Raw genomic sequence first — 24,429 nt, 5'->3', positions numbered from 1 at the left:
ACTGGTCCGGGAGGTGCGCCGTCCCGCCGGTTTCCGCGACCCGGCCGGGAGCCCGCCGACGGACGGCCGCGCTCAGCCGCCGGAGGGCGGCCGCCTGGCGTACAGCGCCACGGTCATCCCGGGCACCCGGCCGGTGCGCCAGGCCTTGACCCGGGTGAATCCGGCCCCGACCAGCGCGTCGACCCTCCCGGCCCGCGCGGTGGCCTCGGGGCCTCCGGGCCAGACGACCCATACGCGCCGCCGTTCCCCGACCGCCGCGGCGACGTCGTCCCGCTCCGGGTAGCCGAAGGAGTCCGGCAGGGGTGCGGTACCGCTGAGCAGCACGTCGTCGGGGAGGCGCTCCCCGCCGTAGTAGAGGAACCCCTCCCGCAGCCGGGAGCGCCCGTAGACGATCGCGTCGCCGGGCCGCGCCCCCTGCTCGACGATCCGCACCGCCCGGGGGAAGTTCTCGTGGCGCCCGTCCGGCCTGCGGAGGTCCAGGTGTCCCAGGTGCCCGGGGACGGCGCCCGCGACGAGGCCCGCCGGGGCGAGCAGCGCGGCGGCCCGGGGGAGCGAGGCGAGCGCGAGACCGGCCAGCAGCGCGTACGCGGGCACGGTCGCGAACAGGTAGCGGTCGACGTAGACCGCGGCGGCCGGCAGTCCCGCGGGCAGGGAGTGCAGCCGGCGGCCCAGGTCGGCCACGAGCACCGCGGCCGCGCCGGTGGCGAGAGCCGACGGCAGGCGCATCCACCACTCGGCCTGCCCGAACTCCAGCCACAGGTGCATGAACGCGTAGTAGGGCAGGAAGTGCCCGTCGATGTGCTGGGCCAGCTCCCACAGACCGGCCGCGCCCCCGGCGGGCGGCACTGTGGGTGGCCAGTTCGTCCGATGACAGGGAGGCCGTCGATGAGCCGACGACGGCGACGACCGTTGCAATGATCCCCACGGCCGCGTACGGCCGGAAAACTCGTCCCGTGTGTCGTGCCGCCGGAGCGGCCGCGCGCCGCGTTCCGGTGATCACCACTGAGGGATGATGAAAGGTCTTTCCTGCCCCCGCGGAGTGATCACGCTATTCCCAGCGGAACGTCCGCGAGGCGAGACCCAGGGTGAGGGCCGCCCAGACCGCCAGGACGGCCGCCGCGGCGACGGGCGGGCCCGAGCCGTCGGCCAGCGCCGAGCGGAGCCCGCCGGCCAGCGCGGAGATGGGCAGCAGCTCCAGCGCCGGCTCGACCGCGTCGGGGAAGGCCGAGAGCGGGAAGATCACCCCGCCGCAGCCGAGCAGGAGCAGGTAGACCAGGTTCGCCCCGGCGAGGGTCGCCTCCGCGCGCAGCGTGCCGGCCATCAGCAGGCCGAGCCCGCTGAACGCGGCGGTGCCCAGCGCGATCAGCGCCAGCGCCGCCAGGGGGGAGCCGCCGGGCCGCCAGCCCAGCGCGAACGCCACCCCGGCGATGACCGCGACCTGCACGGCCTCGACCGCCACCACCGCGAGCGTCTTGGCCAGTAGCAGACCGGTCCGGGACAGCGGGGTCGCGCCCAGCCGCTTGAGCACGCCGTACCGGCGCTCGAAACCGGTGGCGATGGCCTGGCCGGTGAAGGCGGTGGACATCACCGCCAGCGCGAGCACGCCGGGGGTGGTGAAGTCCACCCGGGAGCCGCCGCCGACGTCCACCAGCGGCGCGCTGGAGAAGCCGACGAGCAGCAGCACCGGAATGATCATCGTGAGCAGCAGCTGCTCGCCGTTGCGCAGCATGGCCCGGATCTCCGCGCCCGCCTGGGCCAGCACCATGGCGGGCAGCGGCGCGGCGGCGCCGGCGGGCGTCAGGTCCAGCCCCGGCGCGGGGGTGTTCGTGGTCATCGCAGCTCCCGGCCGGTCAGTTCGAGGAAGACGTCCTCCAGGGTGCGGCGCTCGATGCTGAGGTCGTCGGCGGTGACGCCCTCGGCGGCGCACCAGGCCGTCACGGTGGCCAGCAGCTCGGGGCCGACCTGCCCTTCGATGATGTAGTGCCCCGCCGGGGACTCCTTGGCCGCGCTGCCCGCGGGCAGCGCGGTGAGCAGCTCGTCCAGGGCGAGCCCGGGGCGGGCGCGGAAGCGCAGCTGCCGCTCGGCGCCGGTGAGCGAGGCGGGCGTGCCCTCGGCCACCACGCGGCCGTGGTCGATGATCACCACGTGGTCGGAGAGCTTCTCGGCCTCGTCCATGTGGTGGGTGGTGAGCACCACCGACACCCCCGCGGCCCGCAGGTCGCCGACCAGCTCCCAGCAGGCGTGGCGGGCCTGGGGGTCCAGCCCGGCGGTCGGCTCGTCGAGGAAGACCAGCTCGGGGCGGCCGATCACGGCCGCGGCCAGCGAGACGCGCTGCTGCTGCCCCCCCGACAGCCTCCGGTACGGCGTGCGGGCGTGCTCGGTCAGCCCGAGCCGGTCCAGCAGCGCCGCGGGGTCGAGCGGGTTCGCGTAGAAGCGGGCCGTCAGCCGCAGCCACTCGCCGCAGCGAATGGCCGGGGGCACGCCCCCGGACTGGAGCATCACGCCGACCCGGGCCCGCAGCTCGGGCCGGGCCGGGTCGAGGCCGAGCACGCTGACCGTGCCGCCGTCCGGGCGCCGGAACCCCTCGCAGATCTCGACGGTGGAGGTCTTGCCCGCGCCGTTGGGGCCGAGGACGGCGGTGACCGCGCCGCGGCCGGCGCGCAGGCTCAGGCCGTCGATCGCGGTCGTTCGGCCGTACCGTTTGACCAGATCGATGATCTCGACGGCTGGGGAGTCCATGGCCACGAGTTTAGGGACTCCTCCGGGCGGTCCTGTTCGCGCCCTGTCCGCCCCGGGCGGTGCGCGCCCGGCGGGCGGTGGGCCGCCACGCCCGGTAAAAGGCTTCGGGCGGATCCCGCCAAGTCCCCCGGCGGCCCGCCGGGCCGTCCTCGCGCGCATGTCAGGCTGGGCGCGTCCGAGTCATGACCGACGGGGGGTCGGAGTGTCCGAGCGGAGCGGCTACCGGTCCGGCGTCCCGTGCTGGGTCGACCTGTCGAGCACCGACGTCGCCCTGTCGGCGCGGTTCTACCGGGAGGTCTTCGGCTGGGAGGTGGTCTTCGACCCGCGCCCGGACTCCGGCGGCTACGGGCGGTTCACGCTCGGCGGCAGGGCGGTGGCGGGGGTGGGGCCGAGCTTCGGCGAGGGCGCGCCCTCGATGTGGAACGTCCACGTGGCCGTCGACGACGTCGCCGCCACGGCCGCGAAGGTGCGCGCCGCGGGCGGCGGGGTCGTGCTGGAGCCCGTCCAGGTCTTCGAGCACGGCTGGACCGCCGCCTTCCGGGATCCCTCGGGCGCCTTCTTCATGGCCTGGCAGGCGCTGGAGATGCAGGGCGCCGAGCTCGCCGGCGAACCGGGCGCGTTCGCCTGGAGCGAGCTGGCCACCCGCGACACCGCGGCGGCCAAGGTCTTCTACCCGGCGGTCTTCGGCTGGGAGGTCCGGGACGGCGGCCCGGGCGCCGTGGAGTACACCGAGTGGCGGGCGGGCGGCCGGTCCGTGGCCGGGATGGCGCCGATGGACCCGCAGGCGCCGCCGGACGTGCCGCCGCACTGGCTGACCTACTTCATGGTCGCCGACCTCGGCGCCACCGTGGCGAAGGTCCGAGAGCTGGGCGGTTCGGTCCTCACCGAGCACGTGAGCACGCCCCGGGGGCCGGTCGCGGTGGTGGCGGACCCGGAGTTCGCCCCCTTCGCGCTGATCGCCCCCGACCGGCGCTGATCGCTCCCGACCGCTCCCGGCCCTCCCCGGCCGCCCCGACCGCCTGACCTGCCCGGACGACGTCTGTGCGACGCCCGGGTGACGCAGCGCACTTCCCTTAAGAAAATCCGATATGTGGAATATCGGATGACCTGATCTCGTTGGGGACTTCCGGCCCCTATGGGCCCACTGTGGCCTGTAAGGGAACGGAGAACAGGATGACCACGGCCGACGTCGCACCGGAGGAGTCCGCACGCCCGGAGGCGGGACGGGAGGCCGCGCGCCCGGCGGCGGGGCGGCGCGGGGGGCTGCTCCTGCTGCTGGTCCTGGGCGCCCTCTCGGCGATCGGGCCGCTCTCCATCGACATGTACCTGCCCGCGCTGCCCGCCATCACCGCCGAGCTCGGCACCGGTCAGGCGCAGGTGCAGCTCACCCTCACCGCCTGCCTCATCGGCGTCTCCGCCGGTCAGATCGTGGCCGGTCCGCTCAGCGACATGTTCGGGCGGCGCAGGCCGCTGGCGATCGGCGTCGCCGCCTACGCCGCGGCCTCGCTGCTGTGCGCCTTCGCCCCGTCGGTCGAGGGGCTGATCGGCTCCCGCCTGCTCCAGGGGATCGCGGGCGGCGCCGCGCTGGTGATCGTGCGCGCCGTCGTCCGCGACCTGTACGAGGGCGCCGCCATCGCGCGCATCTTCGCCACCCTCCTGCTGGTCAGCGGGCTCGCCCCGATCCTGGCCCCGATCCTCGGCGCGCAGCTGATCGCGCACACCTCCTGGCGGGGCATCTTCGCCGTGCTGAGCGTCGCGGGGCTCGTGCTGCTGGCCGCGGCGCTCCTCGGCGTGCGCGAGACGCTCCCGGCCGGCAGCCGGGAGCGCGGCGGGCTGCGGCAGACCCTGGTCACCTTCGGCCACCTGCTGCGCGACCGCTCCTTCATGGCCTGCGCGCTCGCCGGCGGCCTGGGGTTCGGCGCCCTGTTCGCCTACATCTCCGGTTCCCCGTTCGTGATCCAGGAGGTGTACGGGGCCTCGCCGCAGACCTACTCGCTGGTGTTCGCGCTCAACGCGCTGGCCCTGACCGCCGCGGCGCAGGCCGGCGGGCGGCTCGCCGGGCGCCGGGCGACCCCCGTCCGGCTGATCCTGGCGGGGCTGTTCCTCTACGTGGCCGGAGGCGCGGCGCTGGTCGTCGTGGCCGTCGCCGGACTGCCGCTCGGCGCGCTGGTGGCGGGCCTGTTCACGATGATGTGCGGCGCCGGCCTGGTGCTGCCGGGCACCGGTGCGCTGGCGCTGGCCGACCAGCCCCAGCAGGTCGCCGGGAGCGCCTCGGCGCTGCTGGGCGTCCTGCAGTTCGCGCTCGGCGGCCTCGCGGCCCCGCTGGTGGGCATCGGCGGCGGCGGATCGGCGCTGCCGATGGCCCTCGTGCTGGCGGTGTTCGCCGTCGCGGCGCTGGCCTCCTTCACCGGCCTGCGGAGGCCCGGCCGGAGCGTTTCCGCAGCTTAGGTAAGGCTTGCCTGAGTGATGCATGCCATTGGCAAGGAATGTCCCTCCGGTTTGGCAGGGGGGAAGTAATTACGCCACACTGATGTTGTGAAATACGTGAACCGGATGCCGGACACTCGGGAGGCCGCCGAAGCGCGGCATTCCGGCGTGCCCGCCGAGAGCGGCACGCGGGCGCGCGTCGCCCGGCTCATCCTGGAACACGGACCCATCACCGCCGCCGCCCTCGGCGAACGGCTCGGGCTCACCCCCGCCGCCGTCCGCCGCCACCTGGACGCGCTGCTCGCCGACGGGATGATCGAACCCCGTACGGCGCGGCCCCGCGGACAGCGTGGCAGGGGACGGCCGGCGAAACTGTTCGCCATCACCGACGCCGGGCGCAGCGCCTTCGAGCACGCCTACGACGGCCTGGCGGGGAGCGCGCTGCGCTTCCTCGCCGACCGCCTGGGCGAGGAGGCCGTGGCCGACTTCGCGCGGTCGCAGGTGTCCGGCCTGGTCGGCCGCCTGCGCCCCGGGATGGACGAGGTCCCCGCCGACCAGCGGGTCCGCGTCCTGGCCGAGGCGCTCTCGGCCGACGGCTACGCCGCCTCGGCGAGCAAGGCCGAGGTCGGCGGCGAGCAGCTGTGCCAGCACCACTGCCCGGTGGCGCACGTGGCCGCGGAGTTCCCGCAGCTGTGCGAGGCCGAGACGGAGGCGTTCGCGCAGATCCTCGGCACTCCCGTGCAGCGGCTCGCGACCATCGCCCACGGCGACGGAGTGTGCACCACCCACGTGAGTCCGCCCCGTCATAGAACGATCGACGAATCGAGCAAGGAGACCGGAAGGTGACTGTCACCGACCGCCCGGAGCTGGAAGGCCTCGGGAATTACAAGTTCGGCTGGGCCGACTCTGATGTGGCCGGCGCCGCCGCGAAGCGAGGCCTGTCGGAGGAGGTCGTCCGCAACATCTCCGCGCTCAAGAACGAGCCGGAGTGGATGCTGGACCTCCGTCTGAAGGGGCTGCGCCTCTTCGGCAAGAAGCCCATGCCGACCTGGGGCTCCGACCTCTCGGGCATCGACTTCGACAACATCAAGTACTTCGTGCGCTCCACCGAGAAGCAGGCGGCCTCCTGGGACGAGCTGCCCGAGGACATCAAGAACACCTACGACAAGCTCGGCATCCCGGAGGCGGAGAAGCAGCGCCTCATCGCCGGCGTCGCCGCCCAGTACGAATCCGAGGTCGTCTACCACAAGATCCGTGAGGACCTCGAGGAGAAGGGCGTCATCTTCGTCGACACCGACACGGGCCTGCGCGAGCACGAGGAGCTCTTCAAGGAGTACTTCGGCTCGGTCATCCCGGTCGGCGACAACAAGTTCGCCGCGCTGAACACCGCGACCTGGTCCGGCGGCTCCTTCATCTACGTGCCGCCGAACGTCAACGTCGAGATCCCGCTCCAGGCCTACTTCCGGATCAACACCGAGAACATGGGCCAGTTCGAGCGGACCCTGATCATCGTGGACGAGAACTCCTACGTCCACTACGTCGAGGGCTGCACCGCGCCGATCTACTCCTCCGACTCGCTGCACAGCGCGGTCGTGGAGATCGTCGTGAAGAAGGGCGCCCGCTGCCGCTACACGACCATCCAGAACTGGTCGAACAACGTCTACAACCTGGTCACCAAGCGCGCCGTGGCCTACGAGGGCGCGACCATGGAGTGGATCGACGGCAACATCGGCTCCAAGGTCACCATGAAGTACCCGGCCGTCTACCTGATGGGCGAGCACGCCAAGGGCGAGACGCTGAGCGTCGCCTTCGCCGGCGAGGGCCAGCACCAGGACGCCGGCGCCAAGATGGTGCACCTGGCTCCGCACACCTCCTCCACCGTCATCTCCAAGTCCGTCGCCCGCGGCGGCGGCCGCACCTCCTACCGGGGCCTGGTCCAGATCGAGGAGGGCGCGCACGGCAGCGCCAGCACGGTCAAGTGCGACGCGCTCCTGGTCGACCAGATCAGCCGCTCCGACACCTACCCCTACGTCGACGTCCGCGAGGACGACGTGTCGATGGGGCACGAGGCGACCGTCTCCAAGGTCTCCGAGGACCAGCTGTTCTACCTGATGAGCCGCGGCCTGGACGAGGACGAGGCGATGGCGATGATCGTGCGCGGCTTCGTCGAGCCGATCGCGCGCGAGCTGCCGATGGAGTACGCGCTGGAACTGAACCGCCTGATCGAGCTGCAGATGGAAGGGGCCGTCGGCTGATGGGCCTGGAAACCAAACCCCTGTCGAGCCTGCACGCGAAGTCGTCCTACGACCCGGCCGACTTCGAGGTTCCGACCGGCCGCGAGGAGGAGTGGCGCTTCACCCCGCTCTCGCGGCTGAAGGGCCTGCACGACGGCACCGCCGCCGCCTCCGGCAACGTGCTGGTGACCGTGGACGCGGCCCCCGAGGCCGCGGTGGAGACCGCCGGCCGCGGCGACGCCCGCATCGGTACGGCCTACGTGCCGGCCGACCGGGTCAGCGCGCAGGCCTACGCCTCCTTCGAGAAGGCGACCGTGGTCACCTTCCCGCGCGAGGCGGTGGCCTCCGAGCCGACCGTGATCACCTTCACCGGCTCGGGCGAGGGGGCGGCCTTCGGCCACACCGTCGTCGTGCTGGAGCCGATGGCCGAGGCCGTCGTCGTGCTGGAGCACACCGGCAGCGCGGTCTACGCCGACAACGTCGAGTTCGTCGTCGGCGACGGCGCCACGCTGAAGGTCGTCAGCCTGCAGGACTGGGCCGACGACGCGGTGCACGTCTCCCACCACCACGCCCGGCTGGGCAGGGACGCGACCTTCCGCAGCTTCGTGGTCACGCTCGGCGGCGACCTGGTGCGGCTCTCGCCGTCGGTCGCCTACACCGCCCCCGGCGGCGACGCCGACCTGACCGGCCTGTACTTCGCGGACGCCGGCCAGCACCTGGAGCACCGCCTGCTGGTGGACCACTCGCAGCCCAACTGCAAGAGCAACGTGGTCTACAAGGGCGCGCTGCAGGGCGAGGGCGCCCACGCGGTCTGGATCGGCGACGTGATCATCCGGGTCGAGGCCGAGGGCACCGACACCTACGAGCTCAACCGCAACCTGCTGCTCACCGACGGCGCCCGCGCCGACTCGGTGCCGAATCTGGAGATCCTCACCGGCGAGGTCGCCGGGGCGGGCCACGCCAGCGCCTCCGGCCGCCTGGACGACGAGCACATCTTCTACCTGCAGGCCCGCGGCATCCCGTTCGACGAGGCCCGGCGCCTGGTCATCCGGGGCTTCTTCGCGCAGCTGCTGGAGAAGATCGAGCTCCCCGAGCTCCGCGAGCGCGTGTTCGCCAGGGTCGAGGCGGAGCTCGAGCGGTGACGTTCGAGACCGTCTGCAAGCTCGCCGACATCCCCGACGGGGGAGTGCTCGGCGTCGAGGTCGGCGACACCCCCGTCGCCCTGGTCCGCCAGGGCGGCGAGGTCCACGCGCTGCACGACGTGTGCTCCCACGCCGAGGTCAAGCTCAGCGAGGGAGAGGTCTACGACGGCAGCCTGGAGTGCTGGCTGCACGGCTCGTGCTTCGACCTGCGCTCGGGCAAGCCCACCGGCCCGCCCGCCAACAAGCCCGTTCCCGTTTACCGAGTCAAGATCGACGGCGACGACGTCCTCGTCTCGCTCTCGAAGGAGTCATAAGTGTCCACTCTTGAGATCCGTGACCTCCAGGTCGCCGTCGAGGACAAGCAGATCCTGCGCGGCGTCAACCTGACCGTGAAGGCCGGCGAGACCCACGCCATCATGGGCCCCAACGGCTCCGGCAAGTCCACGCTCGCCTACGCGATCGCCGGGCACCCGAAGTACACCATCACCGGCGGCCAGGTCCTGCTGGACGGCGTCGACCTGCTCGAGCTCTCGGTGGACGAGCGCGCCCGCGCCGGCCTGTTCCTCGCCATGCAGTACCCCGTCGAGGTCCCCGGCGTCTCCGTCTCCAACTTCCTGCGCTCGGCGGTCACCGCCGTGAACGGCGAGGCCCCCAAGCTCCGCCAGTTCGCCAAGGACCTGAAGGCCGGCATGGACGCCCTGTCCATCGACGCCGCCTTCGCCCAGCGCAACCTGAACGAGGGCTTCTCCGGCGGTGAGAAGAAGCGCCACGAGATCCTCCAGCTCGAGCTGCTCAAGCCGAAGATCGCCGTCCTCGACGAGACCGACTCCGGCCTGGACGTCGACGCCCTGCGCGTCGTCTCCGAGGGCATCAACCGCTTCCGCGCCTCCGGCGAGACCGGCGTGCTGCTGATCACCCACTACACCCGCATCCTGCGCTACGTGAAGCCGGACTTCGTCCACGTCTTCGCCGCCGGCCGGGTCGTCGAGGAGGGCGGTCCCGAGCTCGCCGACAAGCTCGAGGCGGAGGGCTACGAGGCGTACACCAAGGCCTCTGCGTGAGCGGATCGACAGGACGGGCGGGGACGCGGCGGTGACCGACGTGACGACGGCGACGACCAGGACAGGGGGCGGTGAGCGGCCGGTGAGCACTCCTGCGTTCGACGTGGACAGGATCAGGAAGGACTTCCCGATCCTCTCCCGCGAGCTGCCCGGCGGCAGGCCGCTGGTCTACCTCGACTCGGGCAACTCCTCGCAGAAGCCCGTCCAGGTGATCGAGGCCATGCGCGAGCACCTGTCGATGCACTACGGCAACGTCGGCCGTGCCATGCACGCGCTGGGAGCCGAGTCCACCGAGGCCTACGAGGACGCCCGGGACAAGGTCGCCGCCTTCGTCGGCGCGCCGGACCGCGACGAGATCATCTTCACCAAGAACGCCTCCGAGGCGCTCAACCTGGTGGCCCACGCTTTCGGCAACCCCACCAACTCCGACCCCAGGTTCACCCTGGGGCCCGGTGACGAGATCGTCATCTCGGAGATGGAGCACCACTCCAACATCGTGCCCTGGCAGATGCTGGCGGCGCGCACCGGCGCGACCCTGAAGTGGTTCCCCGTCACCGACGAGGGCCGCCTGGACCTGTCGGGCATCGAGGAGCTGGTCACGGAGCGCACGAAGATCGTTTCGGTTGCGCACCAGTCGAACGTGCTCGGCACGGTCAACCCCGTCGACCGGATCCTCGCCCGGGTCCGGCAGGTCGGCGCCCTGCTCATGCTGGACGCTTCCCAGTCGGTCCCGCACAAGCCGGTCGACGTGGCCGCGCTGGGCGTCGACTTCCTGGCGTTCACCGGGCACAAGGCCGTCGGTCCCTCCGGGATCGGCGTGCTGTGGGCCCGCGCGGAACTGCTGGAGGCCATGCCCCCGTTCCTGGGCGGCGGCGAGATGATCGAGGCGGTCTGGATGGACCGCTCGACCTACGCGCCCGCGCCGCACAAGTTCGAGGCGGGCACCCCGCCGATCGTCGAGGCCGTCGGCCTCGGCGCCGCGGTGGACTACCTGTCCGCGGTCGGTCTGGACGCGGTGGCCCGCCACGAGCGCGAGCTGACGGCCTACGCCCTCCAGGCGCTGCGCGAGCTGCCCGGCCTGAAGGTGATCGGGCCGGAGGACCTGGAGGACCGGGGAGGCACGGTCTCCTTCACCCTGCAGGGCGTCCACCCGCACGACGTCGGCCAGATCCTGGACGACGAGTTCGGCGTGGCCGTGCGGGTGGGGCACCACTGCGCCCGCCCCCTCCACCTGAGGTTCGGGATCCCCGCCACCACGCGGGCGTCCTTCTACCTGTACAACACAACGGCCGAGATCGACGCCCTGGTCCGCGGCCTCCACCACGTGCAGAAGGTGTTCGCCTAGTCATGCCGGTGCAGCCGAACCGGTGGGCCGGCGGCCTGTCGTGCGCAGCGAACGAGAAGGTGAGCGCGACTCCATGATCGCCGAGTCCATGTACCAGGAGCTGATCCTGGAGCACTACAAGCACCCGCAGGGGCGCGGTCTGCGCGACCCCTTCGACGCCGAGGTCCACCACGTGAACCCGACCTGCGGCGACGAGATCACCATGCGGGTCAAGCTGGGCGACGGGGGCAAGGTCGAGGACGTCTCCTACGACGGCCAGGGCTGCTCGATCAGCCAGGCCGCCGCCTCGGTCCTGCACGAGCTGGCCACCGGGTCGACCGTGGAGGAGACGCTGGCGGTGGTGGACGAGTTCACCCGGCTGATGCAGGGCAGGGGCAAGGTGGAGGCCGACGAGGACGTGCTGGGCGACGCGGTGGCGTTCGCCGGGGTCGCCAAGTTCCCGGCCCGGGTGAAGTGCGCGCTGCTGGCCTGGATGGCCTACAAGGACGCGGTCGCGAGGAGCGCGTGACCATGAGCGAGCCAGTCACGAACAGGGGAGTCCGTCTCTTTCGGACACCGGAGAAGGAGGCCCGATGAGCAGGCCCGTGGAGACGCCCACCGGGGCGTCGTACGACGGGGAGACGACCCTTGACGAGGTCATGGAGGCCCTCAAGGACGTCGTGGACCCCGAGCTCGGGATCAACGTGGTGGACCTCGGCCTGATCTACGGGGTCAACCTCGACCCCGCGGAGGCCGGGGCGCCGCCGGTCGCGACCATCGACATGACGCTGACCAGCGCGGCCTGCCCGCTGACCGACGTCATCGAGGAGCAGGCGCACTCGGCGCTGGACGGCATGGTCTCCGACGTGAAGATCAACTGGGTCTGGCTCCCGCCGTGGGGACCCGACAAGATCACCGACGAGGGCCGTGACCAGCTCCGGATGCTCGGTTTCAACGTCTGAGCGACCTCGTCTCCGGTACGGCTCGCGGCTTCCGGGTTGCGGGCCGTACCGAAATGTGTGAGAGAATGCCATGCGCCGGGAAGAAACGCCCGGTGCGGAGCGTTGTCTCCACCGACGGACAAGCGCTCGCCCCCAATGGCGGGCGCCCCGACCGCCCCGGCACTGCGAACGCCGGGAATGCTTGATCGTGGTTTGACTGCGTGCGGGTAAGCTACACCCGCCCCGTGCGGTGCGCCTCGACTTGCACCGCACCACCGCCCCTCCGAAGCGGGCGTCGATCGAGCGCGGCCTCACGGCCGCGCGCTCCAGGCTCGTCCTTTCGCAGAAGTGACGTGCCCCGTTCTTCTACCGAAAGGCACGAATCTTCGTGACCATGCTTGACGCTGCCCTGCCCGAGAACATCGATGTCCTCGAGGTCCCCGAGATCCCCGACGGCGTCTCCGAGTTCACCCTCCTCGGTCTGCCGAAGCCCCTGGTGACCGGCCTGTCCCGGCAGGGCATCCACAGCCCCTTCCCGATCCAGCGCGCCACCATCCCCGACATCCTGTCCGGGATCGACGTGCTCGGCCGCGGTCAGACCGGATCCGGCAAGACGCTGGCCTTCGGCCTGCCCATGATGGCCCGCATCGCCGGGCGCAAGGCCCGCCCGGGCCACCCGCTCGCCGTCGTCCTGGTGCCGACCCGCGAGCTGGCCATGCAGGTCACCGACGCGCTCGAGCCCCTCGGCCGCGGCCTGTCCCTGCGGATGAAGACCGTCGTCGGCGGCATGTCCATGGGCCGCCAGATCGAGGCGCTGCGCCGCGGCGTCGAGGTCGTCGTGGCGACGCCCGGCCGGCTGACCGACCTGATCCAGCAGGGCGAGTGCACCCTGGACGAGGTCCAGGTGAGCATCCTGGACGAGGCCGACCACATGTGCGACCTCGGCTTCTTCCCGGTGGTCAGCGCGATCCTGCAGCAGACCCCGGCCGACAGCCAGCGCCTGCTGTTCTCCGCCACCCTCGACGGCGACGTGGACAAGCTCGTCCGGCGCTTCCTGACCGACCCGGTCACCCACTCGATGGCCCCCGCGGCCTCCTCGGTGGACACCATGGAGCACCACGTCCTGGAGGTGCACCGCGACGACAAGTTCCCGGTGACCGCCGAGATCGCCAACCGCGAGGGCCGGACGATCATCTTCGTCCGCACCCAGCACGGCGTGGACCGCCTGTGCAAGCAGCTCGCCCAGGTCGGCATCAAGGCCGGCGGCCTGCACGGCGGCAAGCGCCAGAACCAGCGCACCCGCATCCTGGCGGAGTTCAAGGAAGGTGCGATCAACGTCCTGGTCTGCACCGACGTCGCGGCCCGCGGCATCCACGTCGACAACATCAGCCTCGTGCTGCACGTCGACCCGCCGCAGGACCACAAGAGCTACCTGCACCGCGGCGGCCGTACGGCCCGCGCCGGGGAGAAGGGCACCGTCATGACGCTGGTGCTCCCCAACGAGCGCCGCTCCACCGACGCGATGACCCGTCGCGCGGGCATCAAGCCGTTCCGCCTCAAGGCCACCCCCGGCCACCCGCGCCTGGAGGAGATCGCCGGGGCCCGGCAGCCCAGCGGCGAGCCGATCCCGGTCTGGGAGCCCTCGGCCCCCGCCGCCAAGCAGCGCCAGCGCCGTGAGGGCTTCGGCGGTGGCGGCGGCCGCGGCCCGCGCCGGTTCCGCGACCGGTCCGAGGGCGAGGGCCGTCCGGCCCGCGAGCGCTCCTTCGGCGACGACAACCGCGGCGGCGAGCGCGGCGGCGACCGTCCTTCCGGCGGCTACCGCTCCGACCGTCCTTCCGGCGGCTACCGGGGTGGCGACCGCCCCTCCGGCGGCGGCTACCGTTCCGAGCGTCCGGCGGGCGAGCGTGACTCCTTCCGCGGCGACCGCCCCTCGGGCGGCTACCGGGGCGGCGAGCGGCGTGAGCCGTTCCGCTCCGACCGCCCGGCCGAGGGCGGCTACCGCAGCGAGCCGTTCCGGGGGGACCGTCCCTCCGGCGGCGGTTACCGCGGTGAGCCGTTCCGTTCGGACCGTCCCGCGGGCCAGGGCGAGTTCCGCGGCGGCGAGCGCCGCTCGGAGCGTTCCGGCGGCGGCCCGCGCGGCGGAGGCTTCCGCGGCGGGCGCGGCGACCACTCCGGCGGATCGCGCTACGGCCGCTGATCACCGCATGACCCCGTGAAGGGCCGGTACGGCATCGCCGTACCGGCCCTTCCGCATGTCCGGAGGCCCGCGTCCGCCCGCCGCGCGGTGACCGTGCGGCGGGCCGGCCCGCCCGGTGCCGGGGTTCGCGCCGGGTGCCCCTCCCGGTCCTCGGCCCGGGGGCGGGGGAATCGTTCAGGGGGGCTCGCCGACCGGGACCGGGGAGACGGCCGGGGCGGGGCTCAGCCGGCCGGGGGCGGGGCGGTGCTGCCCCGGGGGACGAGCCGGGCCGCCTCGTCCTCGAAGGCCTCGGCCTCCTCGCCGGCGATCAGCGCCAGCAGGGTCCGCGCGGCCTGGGCGCCGTAGGAGGGGATGTCGCGGGTCAGCGCGGTCAGGGCGGGCCGTACGACCTGGGAGAGCGGCGAGTCGTCCCATGCCACGACGGACAGGTCCCCCGGCACGTCGAGCCGCATCTCCTGGGCCACCGACAGGCCGGCCACGGCCATGATGTCGTTGTCGTAGACGATCGCGGTCGGCCGGGAGGGGGAGCTGACCAGGCGCCGGGTGGCCCGCGCGCCCTCCTCCCCGGTGTAGTCGGTGTGCGTGATGGTGTACGCGGTCAAGCCGAGATCCTCGCAGGCGGCGATGAACGCCTGGTCGCGCAGGACGGTGTGGACCAGCTCGGGCAGCCCGGCGACCCGGGCGATCCTGCGGTGCCCGAGCGCCACGAGGTACTCGACGGCCTCGCGGACGGCGGCGGTGTCGTCGGACCAGACGGGCACCAGCGAGCCGGCCTCCGATGGGTGGCCGACCACCACGGCGGGCAGGCCGAGGTCCTCCAGCTCGGTGATGCGCGGGTCGGAGAAGCGCAGGTCGACCAGGATCGCCCCGTCCACCCGGCGCTCGCCCCACCAGCGGCGGTAGACCTCCATCTCCTGCCCGGGGTCGGCCACCACCTGGAGCATCAGCGCGTACGACCGGGCGGAGAGCTCGCCCTCGATCCCGCTGATCAGCTCCATGTAGAACGGCTCCACGCCCAGGATGCGGGCCGGGCGGCAGACGGTCAGGCCGACGCTGTTGGCGCGCGCGCCGTTGAGCGCCCGCGCCGCGCTGTTGGGCCGCCAGCCGATCTCCTCGGCGATGGCCTTGATGAGGGCGCGCTTGGCGTCGGAGACCCCCGGGCGGCCGTTGAGCGCGTAGGAGACCGCCACCTTGGAGACGCCCGCCTGACGGGCGATGTCGGCGATCGTCGGTCGCTTCACCGAGCCCCCTGATTGAACCGGTTAGCCACTGTGTCGAGCTGACCTTACCGCCTGGGCGCACCCCCGGACGCCGGTCCGTGACAGCGGCGGGTTCCCCGGGTCGCCCTGCCGGTACCTGCGGGTTCGGCCGCCCTTCGGAGGAGGAGGTCATATCGTGCGGACGCCGCAGAGCCGTACGTATCGAACGCGTCACGACTATTGACGTCGGGGTTACCCGGAATTTACGTTCGCCGTACTTATCCGGTTCAGTTAAGTCTGGCGGAGCGGGGCGCGGACGGCCGGTCGGCACGGCGCGCCGCGGCACGCCGGCGGTGGCGGCCGGCTCGAGAGCGGGGTGCGTCTGCCCCGCAACGAATGGGAGCGCTCCCAGGTCCGGAGGGACACATCCCTCCGGACCTCTCTATCGGGGTCTGTGACGACGTTCGGACCTCCGCCGCACCGGCGGGGGAAGGAGAAACGCAATGCGAAACCGGATGCGGATCGTTGTTCCGCTCCTGGCGGTCGGCCTGGCCGCCGCGTGTTCGAGCGGTGGGTCCACGCCGGCCCCGCAGGGCTCCCAGGCGGGGAGCGCCCCCGCGGCCGCCCCGGGCGACGGCGGCGCGCTGCCCCGCAACGAGACGCTGTACACCAGCGGCACGCAGTGGGGCCCGCCGGCGAACTTCAACCCCCTGCGCGAGTGGGACTACGCGACCGGCACCGAGGGCCTCGTCTATGAGTCGCTGTTCCACTTCGACGGCAGCGCCGGGAAGATGGTCCCGTGGCTGGCCCAGAGCGGCACCTGGGCCGACGACAAGACCTACGAGCTGAAGCTCCGCCAGGGCGTCACCTGGTCGGACGGCAAGCCGTTCACGGCCAAGGACGTCGTCTTCACCTTCGAGCTCGGCAAGATGGAGACGGTCCCCTACCACAACATCTGGGAGTGGCTGGAGAAGGCCGAGGCGGTCGACGACCAGACGGTGAAGTTCACCTTCTCCAAGGCCAACTACCAGGAGTGGGACTTCCAGATGTACAGCCGGGCGATCGTCCCGCAGCACGTCTGGCAGGGCCGCTCCGAGCAGGAGGTGCTGGACGGCAAGAACGAGAACCCGGTCGGCACCGGCGCCTACACCTACAAGAGCCACGACCAGGACCGCGTCGTCTGGCAGCGCCGCGACGACTGGTGGGGCAAGACCGGGCTGAACATGGAGCCCAAGCCGAAGTACATCGTCGACATCGTCAACTCCAGCAACGAGGTGGCGATGGGCCTGCTGCTGCAGAAGGGCATGGACCTCAGCAACAACTTCCTGCCCGGCGCGGCCAACCTGGTCAAGGGCAACTTCGGCATCACCACCTACTACCCCGAGCCGCCGTACATGCTCTCGGCCAACACCGCCTTCCTGGTGCTGAACACCACCAAGAAGCCGATGGACGACCCGGCGTTCCGCAAGGCGCTCGCCAGCTCGATCGACACCAAGAAGATCGTCGAGGGCGTCTACGGCAACCTGGTCAAGGCGGCCAGCCCCACCGGCCTGCTGCCCCAGTGGGAGCAGTACATCGACCAGCAGGTCGTCGCAGACAAGGGCTTCTCCTTCGACACCGCCAAGGCCAAGAAGCTGCTGGCCGACGCCGGCTACAAGGACTCCGACGGCGACGGGTTCGTGGAGAACAAGGACGGCTCGAAGATCGAGCTGGACATCATCGTCCCGTCGGGCTGGACCGACTGGATGGAGTCGATCCGGGTCATCGCCGCCAGCGCCAAGGAGTCGGGGATCAACATCACCCCCGACTTCCCGGACTTCAACGCCCTGGTGGACAAGCGCAGCAAGGGCGACTTCGACATGCTGATCAACAACGAGCGGCAGCTGTCGAACACCCCCTGGACGTACTACGACTACATGTTCCAGCTCCCGGTGCGGAAGACGCAGAACACCGTCAACTTCGGCCGGTACGAGAACAAGGAGATCTGGAAGCTCGTCCAGGAGCTCGACCAGGTCAAGACCGACGACGCCGAGGGCATGAAGCAGGTCATGTCCAAGATCCAGGCGATCCACCTGGACGAGATGCCGATCATCCCGCTCTGGTACAACGGCCTGTGGTCCCAGGTGAGCAACGCCTCCTGGACCAACTGGCCCTCCTCGGTCGGGGACACGCCCAAGACACCGCCGACGATGTGGCGCAACTGGCTGGAGCTGGGCGGCTTCGAGACGCTCACGCAGATCAAGCCGGCCTCCTGACCGGATGAGCACCGGCCCCCTCCCCCCGCCGGGCGGCGGGGGGAGGGGGCCCTCTGGGAGGGTTCCCCTTGCGTCAATACTTCGGTCGGAAACTGCTGGTCTACGGCCTGACGTTCTTCGTCGCCGTCACGATCAACTGGATGGTCCCGCGCTTCATGCCCGGCGACCCGGTCTCGAGCATGGTGGCCCGGGCGGGTGTGAGCAACCCCGGCGCCGTGGAGACCATGCGCACCTACTACACCAACCTCTTCGGCTTCGACCAGCCGCTGTGGAAGCAGTACGCGAACTTCTGGGCGGCCCTGTTCCAGGGCGACTTCGGCATCAGCATCTGGGTGTTCCCCACCCCGGTGAGCGAGGTCATCATGGGCGCGGTGCCGTACACGCTGGGGCTGATGATCCCCTCGGTGCTGCTGAGCTGGGTGGTGGGCAACTGGGCCGGCGCCTTCGCCGCGCGGCGCAGGCTGCTGGACAACACGGTGCTGCCGGTCGGCTACGTCCTGACGGCCATGCCGTACATGTGGCTGGCGGTGCTGCTGGCCTGGGGCCTGGGGGTCGTGGCGGGGATCTTCCCGGTCGCCGGCGGCTACAGCTTCTCGCTGCAGCCCAGCCTGTCGGTGGAGTTCGTCGCCGACCTGCTGCACCACTGGGTGCTGCCGTTCCTCTCGCTCTTCCTCGTCGCGCTGGGCGGGTGGGCGATCGGCATGCGCAACATGATCATCTATGAGCTGGAGTCGGACTACTCCAACTACCTGTCCGCGCTGGGGGCCCCGCAGCGGCTGATCCGCCGCTACGCCTTCCGCAACGCGGTGCTGCCCCAGATCACCGGCCTGGCCCTGCAACTGGGCGTGCTGGTGGCCGGAGCCCTGGTCACCGAGATCGTCTTCTCCTATCCGGGGCTGGGCAGCCTCATCCTCAAGGCCATCCAGAACCAGGACTTCTTCCTGCTCCAGGGCACCTTCATGTTCATCGTCCTCGGCGTGCTGATCGCCAACTTCATCATCGACATCGTCTACGTCGTGGTCGATCCGCGGACGCGGGCCGGAATGGCGGGTGCGCAGGCATGACGGCGATCCAGGAGACCCCCGCCCAGGACGTCGCCGCCGGCGCCGGGGTGCGCCGCGAGGCGCTGTACTTCGCGGTGCGCAACGGCAAGCTGCTGGTCGGCTTCGGCATCGCGTTCCTGCTCTTCCTGCTCGGCTTCGCCGGCCCGCTGGTGCTGGACGCCGTCGACCCCAACGCGTACGGCACCAAGCCCATGTCGCCGCCCTCGGGCGAGCACTGGTTCGGCACGACGACGTTCGGCCAGGACGTGTTCTCGCAGTTCGTGTACGGCCTGCAGACCACCTTCATCGTGGGCGCGCTCGGCGGCGGCATCGCGGCGGTCATCGCGATGGCGGTCGGCTTCACCGCCGGCTACCGGGGCGGTCTGGTCGACGAGATCCTCAACATGTTCACCAACATCGTCCTGGTCATCCCGACGCTGGCCGTGCTGCTGATCATCAACGCCTACCTGGGCGTGCGCAGCGTCCCCGCCCAGGCCCTGTTCATCGGCCTCACCTCGTGGCCGTGGGCGGCGCGGGCGATCCGGGCGCAGACGTTCTCGCTGCGCACCCGGGACTTCGTGGCGCTGGCCAGGCTCAGCGGCTCGAGCACGCGGAAGATCATCATGCGCGAGATCGCGCCGAACATGAGCTCCTACCTGTTCATGATGTTCATCCTGCTCTTCGGCGGCTCGATCCTGATCGCGTCCTCGCTCGACTTCATCGGGCTCGGCCCCACCGAGGGCATCTCGCTCGGGCTGATGCTGCAGAACGCCAACCAGTGGAGCGCGATGCAGCTGGGCATGTGGTGGTGGTTCCTGCCCCCGGGCGCCGGGATCACCGCGATCGTCGGGGCCCTGTACGTGGCCAACGTCGGGCTCGACGAGGTCTTCAACCCGAAACTGAGGGAGACATGAGTCTGCGGGTCAGCGAGCTGAGGGTGTACTACCGGACCCTCAAGGGCGACGTGAAGGCGCTCGACGACGTCTCCTTCGCGATGCGGGACGGGGAGATCCTCGGCCTGGCGGGGGAGTCGGGCTGCGGCAAGACGACGCTGGGCAAGAGCCTCATCCGGATGGACGGCCGGATGCGGCACATGGGCGGCACGGTGGAGCTCGACGGCCGCGAGCTGCCCATCGGCGACGACCGGCGGATGAACGAGTTCCGCTTCCACGAGGTCTCCCTCATCCCGCAGTACTCGATGAGCGCGATGAACCCGACCCGCAAGATCGGGAAGATGGTGGGCGAGCTGCTCGGGTCCCGGGGCGTGGCCCTGGACCGGGCCGAGCTGGAGTCCCGTCTCGACCTGGTCGAGCTGCCGCGCAAGGTGCTGGACAACTACCCCATCGAGCTGTCCGGCGGCATGAAGCAGCGGATGGTCATGGTCATCTCCACGCTGCTCAACCCGTCGCTGCTCATCGCCGACGAGGTCACCTCCGCGCTCGACGTGTCCACGCAGAAGGCGGTCGCCAAGGCCCTGATCGGCTTCCGCGACGCCGGGTTCGTCAAGAGCATGATCTTCGTCACCCACGACCTCGCGCTCACGTCGCACATCGCGGACACGATCATGGTCATGTACGCGGGGAAACTCGCCGAGAAGGCGCCCGCCAAGGTCATGGTCACGGCGCCGCGCCACCCGTACACCAAGCTCCTGATCAATTCGCTGCCCGAGGTCGGCGTGCGCCACGCCGACAAGAGGCTGTCCGGCATCGCCGGCAGTCCGCCCTCGCTGCTCGACCCGCCGGCCGGCTGCCGCTTCCGGGCCCGCTGCCCGGTGGCCGGCGACGAGTGCGGGCAGGAACCGCCCGTGGTCGAGGTCGAGCCCGACCACTTCGTCGCGTGCTGGAAGGCATGATGCTGCAACTCGACAACGTCACGAAGGTCTACAAGGTCGGCGCGTTCGGCGGGAAGACCTTCGCGGCCGTGGACGGCGTGAGCTTCGACGTGCGCTCCGGCGAGGTCGTCTCCCTCATCGGGGAGAGCGGCAGCGGCAAGAGCACGATCGGCAAGATGATCCTCGGCCTCACCTCGATCACCGCCGGCTCGATCACCGTCGACGGCGTGCCGGTCAAGGCCGCCAAGGAGTACTACCGGCACGTGCAGGGCGTCTTCCAGGACCCCTTCAGCTGCTACAACCCGGTGTTCAAGGCCGACCGCGTCTTCCAGCTGATCAAGGAGTCCTATTACCCGCAGGTCTCCGCCGCCGAGTGGGACGGGCGCGTGCGCTCCGCCATCGAGGACGTCCGGCTCGACCCCGGCCAGGTCCTCGGCCGCTACCCCCACCAGCTCAGCGGCGGCCAGCTCCAGCGCCTGCTCATCGCGCGGGCGCTGCTGCTGGACATCAAGCTGCTGGTCGCCGACGAGATCACCAGCATGCTCGACGCCTCGACCCGCATCGACGTGCTCAACCTGCTGGCCGAACTCAAGGAGCGCGGCCTCGGCGTGCTGTACGTGACCCACGACCTGTCGCTCGGCAACTACCTGGCCGAGCGCACCGTCGTGCTGCGCAACGGCACGGTGGTCGAGATGGGGCTGACAGACAAGGTCTTCGGCGACCCGCTGCACCCCTACACCCGCAAGCTGCTGGCCGCCGTGCCCCGGCTGAACGCCCCCTGGGAGGACGCCGAGCCGACGGACACCTGCCACTACCACGCCGGCGGGGCGTCCGGCGCGCTGTTCGAGGCGGACGCGGGCCACTTCGTGGCGTGCGCCCGGTTCGACGGCTGCCCCCGATGACGGTCCCCGTGCCGGTCCAGGCGACGTGACGGTCCCCGAGACGGTCCGGGCGACGGACGATCCGGGTGACGTGACGGTCCCTGTGACGATCCGGGTGACGTGACGGTCCCTGAGACGGTCCGGACGACGGTTCACGGGACGCCTCGCCCGGCGTTCCACGAGACACCGCGCGGGGCGTCCCCCGACACCCCGCGCGGCCGCTAAGGAGAGATCTACTTGAGTTCGTACCGTCCGCTGCACGACGGCTGGACCCTCACGGCCGTCCCGCAGGACACCGGGGTGGCGGGCGTGACCGCGACCGTCCCCGGCTGCGTGCACACCGACCTGCTCGCCGCCGGGATCATCGACGATCCCTACCTGGACGACAACGAGACCCGGCTGGCCTGGATCGGCCGGACCGACTGGGTCTACCAGACCACCTTCGACTGGGCCGGCGACGACCACGAGCGGACCGACCTGGTCTGCGAGGGCCTCGACACGGTCGCCACGGTGATCCTCAACGGCGTCCAGGTCGCGACCACCGCCAACCAGCACCGCTCCTACCGCTTCGCCGTGCGGCACCTGTTGCGGCCGGGCGCCAACACCCTGACCGTGCGCTTCGACTCGGCCTACGCCTACGCCGAGGCCCAGCGGGCGGCCCTCGGCGAGCGGCCGAGCCCGTACGACGAGCCGTACCAGTTCATCCGGAAGACGGCCTGCAACTTCGGCTGGGACTGGGGGCCGACCGTGGTCACCGCGGGGATCTGGCGGCCGATCGGGCTGGAGTCCTGGAGCGGCGCCCGGCTGGCCGAGGTGCGCCCGCTGGTGACGATGGACGGCGCCGACGGCAGGGTGCGGGTGCACGTCCGCGTCGAGCGCACCACCGAGGCGCCGCTGTCGGTGCGCGCCGCCGTCGCGGGCGTCTCCGCACGGGCGGAGCTGGCGCCGGGCGAGCGCGAGGCCGTACTGGAGCTGACCGTGCCGGAACCGGAGCGCTGGTGGCCGCGCGGGTACGGCGCGCAGCCGCTGCACGAGCTGACCGTCACCCTGGACGGCGGAGGGCCCGGGCACGGTGCGGGAGACGGCGCGGGCGGCGGTGCGCGGCACGGCGCGGGCGGAGACGACGGGCGGCACGGCGGGGACGACGGGTCCCGCGGGCGGCGCTGGAGCGGGAGGATCGGCTTCCGCACGGTCGAGCTGGAGCGCGACGGCGGAGCCTTCACCCTGGTCGTCAACGGCGTGCCGGTGTTCGTGCGCGGCGTCAACTGGATCCCCGACGACTGCTTCCCCAACCGGGTCACCCCCGACCGGCTGGCCGCCCGGTTCGCCCAGGCGGCCGAAGCCGGCGTCAACCTGCTGCGGGTGTGGGGCGGCGGGCTGTACGAGAGCGACGACTTCTACGGCCTGGCCGACGAGATGGGCCTGCTGGTCTGGCAGGACTTCCCGTTCGCGTGCGCGGCCTACCCGGAGGAGGAGCCGTTCCGGTCGGAGGTGGAGGCCGAGGCGCGCCAGAACGTCACCCGGCTGGCCGGCCACGCGAGCCTGGTGCTGTGGTGCGGCAACAACGAGAACCTGGAGGGCCACGCCGACTGGGGCTGGCAGGAGAAGCTGGCCGGGCGGAGCTGGGGTGCGGGCTTCTACTACGACCTGCTGCCCTCGGTCCTGGCCGAGCTCGACCCGACCCGCCCCTACTGGCCGGGCAGCCCCTACTCCGGCGCGCCGGACCTGCCGCCCAACGACCCCGCGCGCGGCACCGTCCACATCTGGGACGTGTGGAACCGCGAGGACTACACCCGCTACGGCGCCTACACCCCCCGGTTCGTGGCCGAGTTCGGCTTCCAGGGCCCGCCGGCGTACGCCACCATGCGCCGCGCGATCAGCGGCGAGCTGGCCGCCGACGCCCCCCTGGTGCTGCACCACCAGAAGGCGATCGACGGCAACGCCAAGCTCCTGGCCGGTCTGGGCGACCACCTGCCGCGGCCGGAGACCTTCGACGACTGGCACTACCTGACCCAGCTCAACCAGGCCCGTGCGATGGCCTTCGGCATCGAGCGGTTCCGGTCGCTCGCGCCGCACTGCATGGGCACGGTCGTCTGGCAGCTCAACGACTGCTGGCCGGTCACCTCCTGGGCCGCCGTCGACGGCGACGGCCGGCGCAAACCGCTCTGGTACGCGCTGCGCCGCGTCTACGCCGACCGGCTGCTGACCGTGCAGGACGGGGAGGTCGCGGTGGTCAACGACGCCCCCGAGCCGTGGCGCGGCGAGCTGTCGCTGGTCCGGTGCGGCCTGGACGGCGAGCCGCTGGCCGAGGAGGTCGCCCGGGTCGAGGCGGGGCCGCGCTCGGTGGTCCGGATGCCGCTGCCGGAGGCGGTCGCGGTGCCCGGTGATCCCGCCTCGGAGGTGCTGGTGGCCGGCCTGGGCGGGAGCCGTGCGGTCTCCTTCTTCGCCGAGGACACGGCGGTGGCCCTGCCCGAGGCGGCCTACGACGCCTGCGCCGAGCCCGTCGAGGGCGGTTACCGGGTGACGGTGACCGCGCGCACGCTCCTGCGCGAGCTGGCGCTGTTCCCGGACCGGCTGGACCCGGACGCCTCGGTCGACGACATGCTGGTGACGCTGCTGCCGGGGGAGAGCGCGGTCTTCCACGTCGCGACCGGACGGGAGCTCGATCCGGCGGCGCTGCTCGCCCTCCCGGTGCTGCGCTGCGTGAACGAGGCCCGGCCGGGACGCGGATGAGGCTCGCGGCCCCGCGGAGGCCGGGGCCCGTGCGGGCGGTTCCGGTGGGTGGACGGGCGCGCGGTCACGTCGGCCGGGCCGTTAGGCTGGGTGCGCATATCCGGACGACGCCGAGAGAGACGATGAAGACCTTCGAAGAGCTGTACGCCGAGCTGTCCGACAAGGCGCGCACCCGCCCCGAGGGGTCGGGGACCGTGGCCGCGCTGGACGCCGGAGTCCATGCCATCGGCAAGAAGGTCGTGGAGGAGGCCGCCGAGAGCTGGATGGCGGCCGAGCACGAGTCGAACGAGCGGGCCGCGGAGGAGATCTCCCAGCTCCTCTACCACGTGCAGGTCCTCATGATCGCCAAGGGGATCGGGCTGGACGAGGTCTACAAGCATCTCTGAGCCGGCGTGCCCGGCTCCCGTGCGAAGGCCCTCCCC

The 24,429-nt window shown here is 71.6% G+C and carries 22 protein-coding genes; 18 read left to right on the top strand and 4 right to left on the bottom strand.

The genetic code is table 11. The features are described from left to right. Positions 1 to 72: 72 nt before the first annotated feature. The 3 genes from HS048_RS24430 to HS048_RS24420 all read right to left on the bottom strand — a co-directional run bounded on the left by HS048_RS24430 (position 73) and on the right by HS048_RS24420 (position 2,739). Positions 73 to 846: a hypothetical protein gene (locus tag HS048_RS24430; RefSeq protein ID WP_196468783.1), complete on the bottom strand. Its 774-nt coding sequence runs from the start codon at positions 844 to 846 to the stop codon at positions 73 to 75. Positions 847 to 1,048: 202 nt separating this feature from the next. After that, entirely contained in the window at positions 1,049 to 1,834 is a 786-nt protein-coding gene (locus HS048_RS24425; RefSeq protein WP_196468782.1) for an ABC transporter permease, read from the bottom strand. Continuing rightward, positions 1,831 to 2,739 (bottom strand): ABC transporter ATP-binding protein, encoded by a 909-nt coding sequence (locus tag HS048_RS24420; RefSeq protein WP_068899490.1) that lies wholly within the window; start codon positions 2,737 to 2,739, stop codon positions 1,831 to 1,833. The genes HS048_RS24425 and HS048_RS24420 overlap by 4 nt, the downstream gene beginning before the upstream one ends. Positions 2,740 to 2,941: 202 nt before the next feature. Between HS048_RS24420 and HS048_RS24415 the strand changes: the two genes are divergently transcribed. The 11 genes from HS048_RS24415 to HS048_RS24365 all read left to right on the top strand — a co-directional run bounded on the left by HS048_RS24415 (position 2,942) and on the right by HS048_RS24365 (position 14,065). After that, the gene (locus HS048_RS24415) at positions 2,942 to 3,715 is read left to right on the top strand and encodes a VOC family protein (protein WP_153054366.1); all 774 of its coding nucleotides are present in this window, start codon (positions 2,942 to 2,944) and stop codon (positions 3,713 to 3,715) included. A 197-nt stretch (positions 3,716 to 3,912) separates the two neighbouring features. After that, positions 3,913 to 5,187: a multidrug effflux MFS transporter gene (locus HS048_RS24410; RefSeq protein ID WP_196468781.1), complete on the top strand. Its 1,275-nt coding sequence runs from the start codon at positions 3,913 to 3,915 to the stop codon at positions 5,185 to 5,187. 105 nt (positions 5,188 to 5,292) lie between these two features. Continuing rightward, on the top strand, positions 5,293 to 6,012 hold the full coding sequence (locus tag HS048_RS24405) for a metalloregulator ArsR/SmtB family transcription factor (RefSeq protein ID WP_068899193.1): 720 nt from the start codon (positions 5,293 to 5,295) through the stop codon (positions 6,010 to 6,012). Then, the gene (gene sufB, locus HS048_RS24400; RefSeq protein ID WP_068899195.1) at positions 6,009 to 7,421 is read left to right on the top strand and encodes a Fe-S cluster assembly protein SufB; all 1,413 of its coding nucleotides are present in this window, start codon (positions 6,009 to 6,011) and stop codon (positions 7,419 to 7,421) included. The genes HS048_RS24405 and sufB overlap by 4 nt, the downstream gene beginning before the upstream one ends. Further along, positions 7,421 to 8,542: a Fe-S cluster assembly protein SufD gene (sufD, locus tag HS048_RS24395; RefSeq protein ID WP_196468780.1), complete on the top strand. Its 1,122-nt coding sequence runs from the start codon at positions 7,421 to 7,423 to the stop codon at positions 8,540 to 8,542. Before sufB ends, sufD begins: the two co-directional genes overlap by 1 nt. Beyond that, the gene (locus HS048_RS24390; protein WP_196468779.1) at positions 8,539 to 8,856 is read left to right on the top strand and encodes a non-heme iron oxygenase ferredoxin subunit; all 318 of its coding nucleotides are present in this window, start codon (positions 8,539 to 8,541) and stop codon (positions 8,854 to 8,856) included. The genes sufD and HS048_RS24390 overlap by 4 nt, the downstream gene beginning before the upstream one ends. Further along, positions 8,857 to 9,603 (top strand): Fe-S cluster assembly ATPase SufC, encoded by a 747-nt coding sequence (gene sufC / locus HS048_RS24385; protein WP_068899211.1) that lies wholly within the window; start codon positions 8,857 to 8,859, stop codon positions 9,601 to 9,603. A gap of 40 nt (positions 9,604 to 9,643) precedes the next feature. Continuing rightward, positions 9,644 to 10,948, top strand: coding sequence for a cysteine desulfurase (locus tag HS048_RS24380; protein ID WP_374058803.1), 1,305 nt, complete (start codon positions 9,644 to 9,646; stop codon positions 10,946 to 10,948). A gap of 73 nt (positions 10,949 to 11,021) precedes the next feature. Next, positions 11,022 to 11,456: a Fe-S cluster assembly sulfur transfer protein SufU gene (sufU, locus tag HS048_RS24375; RefSeq protein WP_068899213.1), complete on the top strand. Its 435-nt coding sequence runs from the start codon at positions 11,022 to 11,024 to the stop codon at positions 11,454 to 11,456. Positions 11,457 to 11,520: 64 nt separating this feature from the next. Further along, positions 11,521 to 11,889 carry a metal-sulfur cluster assembly factor gene (locus HS048_RS24370; protein WP_068899216.1) on the top strand — a complete coding sequence of 123 codons (369 nt, stop codon included), beginning with the start codon at positions 11,521 to 11,523 and terminating at the stop codon, positions 11,887 to 11,889. Positions 11,890 to 12,262: 373 nt separating this feature from the next. Further along, on the top strand, positions 12,263 to 14,065 hold the full coding sequence (locus HS048_RS24365; RefSeq protein WP_196468778.1) for a DEAD/DEAH box helicase: 1,803 nt from the start codon (positions 12,263 to 12,265) through the stop codon (positions 14,063 to 14,065). 221 nt (positions 14,066 to 14,286) lie between these two features. Here HS048_RS24365 and HS048_RS24360 read toward each other — a convergent pair whose 3' ends face one another. Then, positions 14,287 to 15,306 (bottom strand): LacI family DNA-binding transcriptional regulator, encoded by a 1,020-nt coding sequence (locus HS048_RS24360; protein WP_068899218.1) that lies wholly within the window; start codon positions 15,304 to 15,306, stop codon positions 14,287 to 14,289. Positions 15,307 to 15,767: 461 nt separating this feature from the next. Between HS048_RS24360 and HS048_RS24355 the strand changes: the two genes are divergently transcribed. The 7 genes from HS048_RS24355 to HS048_RS24325 all read left to right on the top strand — a co-directional run bounded on the left by HS048_RS24355 (position 15,768) and on the right by HS048_RS24325 (position 24,393). Then, positions 15,768 to 17,519: an ABC transporter substrate-binding protein gene (locus HS048_RS24355; protein ID WP_196468777.1), complete on the top strand. Its 1,752-nt coding sequence runs from the start codon at positions 15,768 to 15,770 to the stop codon at positions 17,517 to 17,519. A 68-nt stretch (positions 17,520 to 17,587) separates the two neighbouring features. Next, positions 17,588 to 18,583: an ABC transporter permease gene (locus HS048_RS24350; protein WP_068899222.1), complete on the top strand. Its 996-nt coding sequence runs from the start codon at positions 17,588 to 17,590 to the stop codon at positions 18,581 to 18,583. Beyond that, positions 18,580 to 19,476 carry an ABC transporter permease gene (locus HS048_RS24345; protein WP_191895048.1) on the top strand — a complete coding sequence of 299 codons (897 nt, stop codon included), beginning with the start codon at positions 18,580 to 18,582 and terminating at the stop codon, positions 19,474 to 19,476. Before HS048_RS24350 ends, HS048_RS24345 begins: the two co-directional genes overlap by 4 nt. Next, entirely contained in the window at positions 19,473 to 20,414 is a 942-nt protein-coding gene (locus tag HS048_RS24340) for an ABC transporter ATP-binding protein (RefSeq protein WP_196468776.1), read from the top strand. The genes HS048_RS24345 and HS048_RS24340 overlap by 4 nt, the downstream gene beginning before the upstream one ends. Next, entirely contained in the window at positions 20,414 to 21,295 is an 882-nt protein-coding gene (locus tag HS048_RS24335; RefSeq protein WP_068899227.1) for an ABC transporter ATP-binding protein, read from the top strand. Before HS048_RS24340 ends, HS048_RS24335 begins: the two co-directional genes overlap by 1 nt. A 216-nt stretch (positions 21,296 to 21,511) precedes the next feature. Next, positions 21,512 to 24,007: a glycoside hydrolase family 2 protein gene (locus HS048_RS24330; RefSeq protein WP_196468775.1), complete on the top strand. Its 2,496-nt coding sequence runs from the start codon at positions 21,512 to 21,514 to the stop codon at positions 24,005 to 24,007. A 122-nt stretch (positions 24,008 to 24,129) separates the two neighbouring features. Then, the gene (locus tag HS048_RS24325; RefSeq protein ID WP_012892448.1) at positions 24,130 to 24,393 is read left to right on the top strand and encodes a phosphoribosyl-ATP diphosphatase; all 264 of its coding nucleotides are present in this window, start codon (positions 24,130 to 24,132) and stop codon (positions 24,391 to 24,393) included. Positions 24,394 to 24,429: the final 36 nt, after the last annotated feature.

This window comes from Planomonospora sp. ID91781 (assembly GCF_015711595.1).
GTDB classification, from domain to species: Bacteria; Actinomycetota; Actinomycetes; order Streptosporangiales; family Streptosporangiaceae; genus Planomonospora; species Planomonospora parontospora.
Note: the sequence above shows the minus strand (reverse complement) of the source record. Positions and strands in the feature narration are given on the sequence as shown.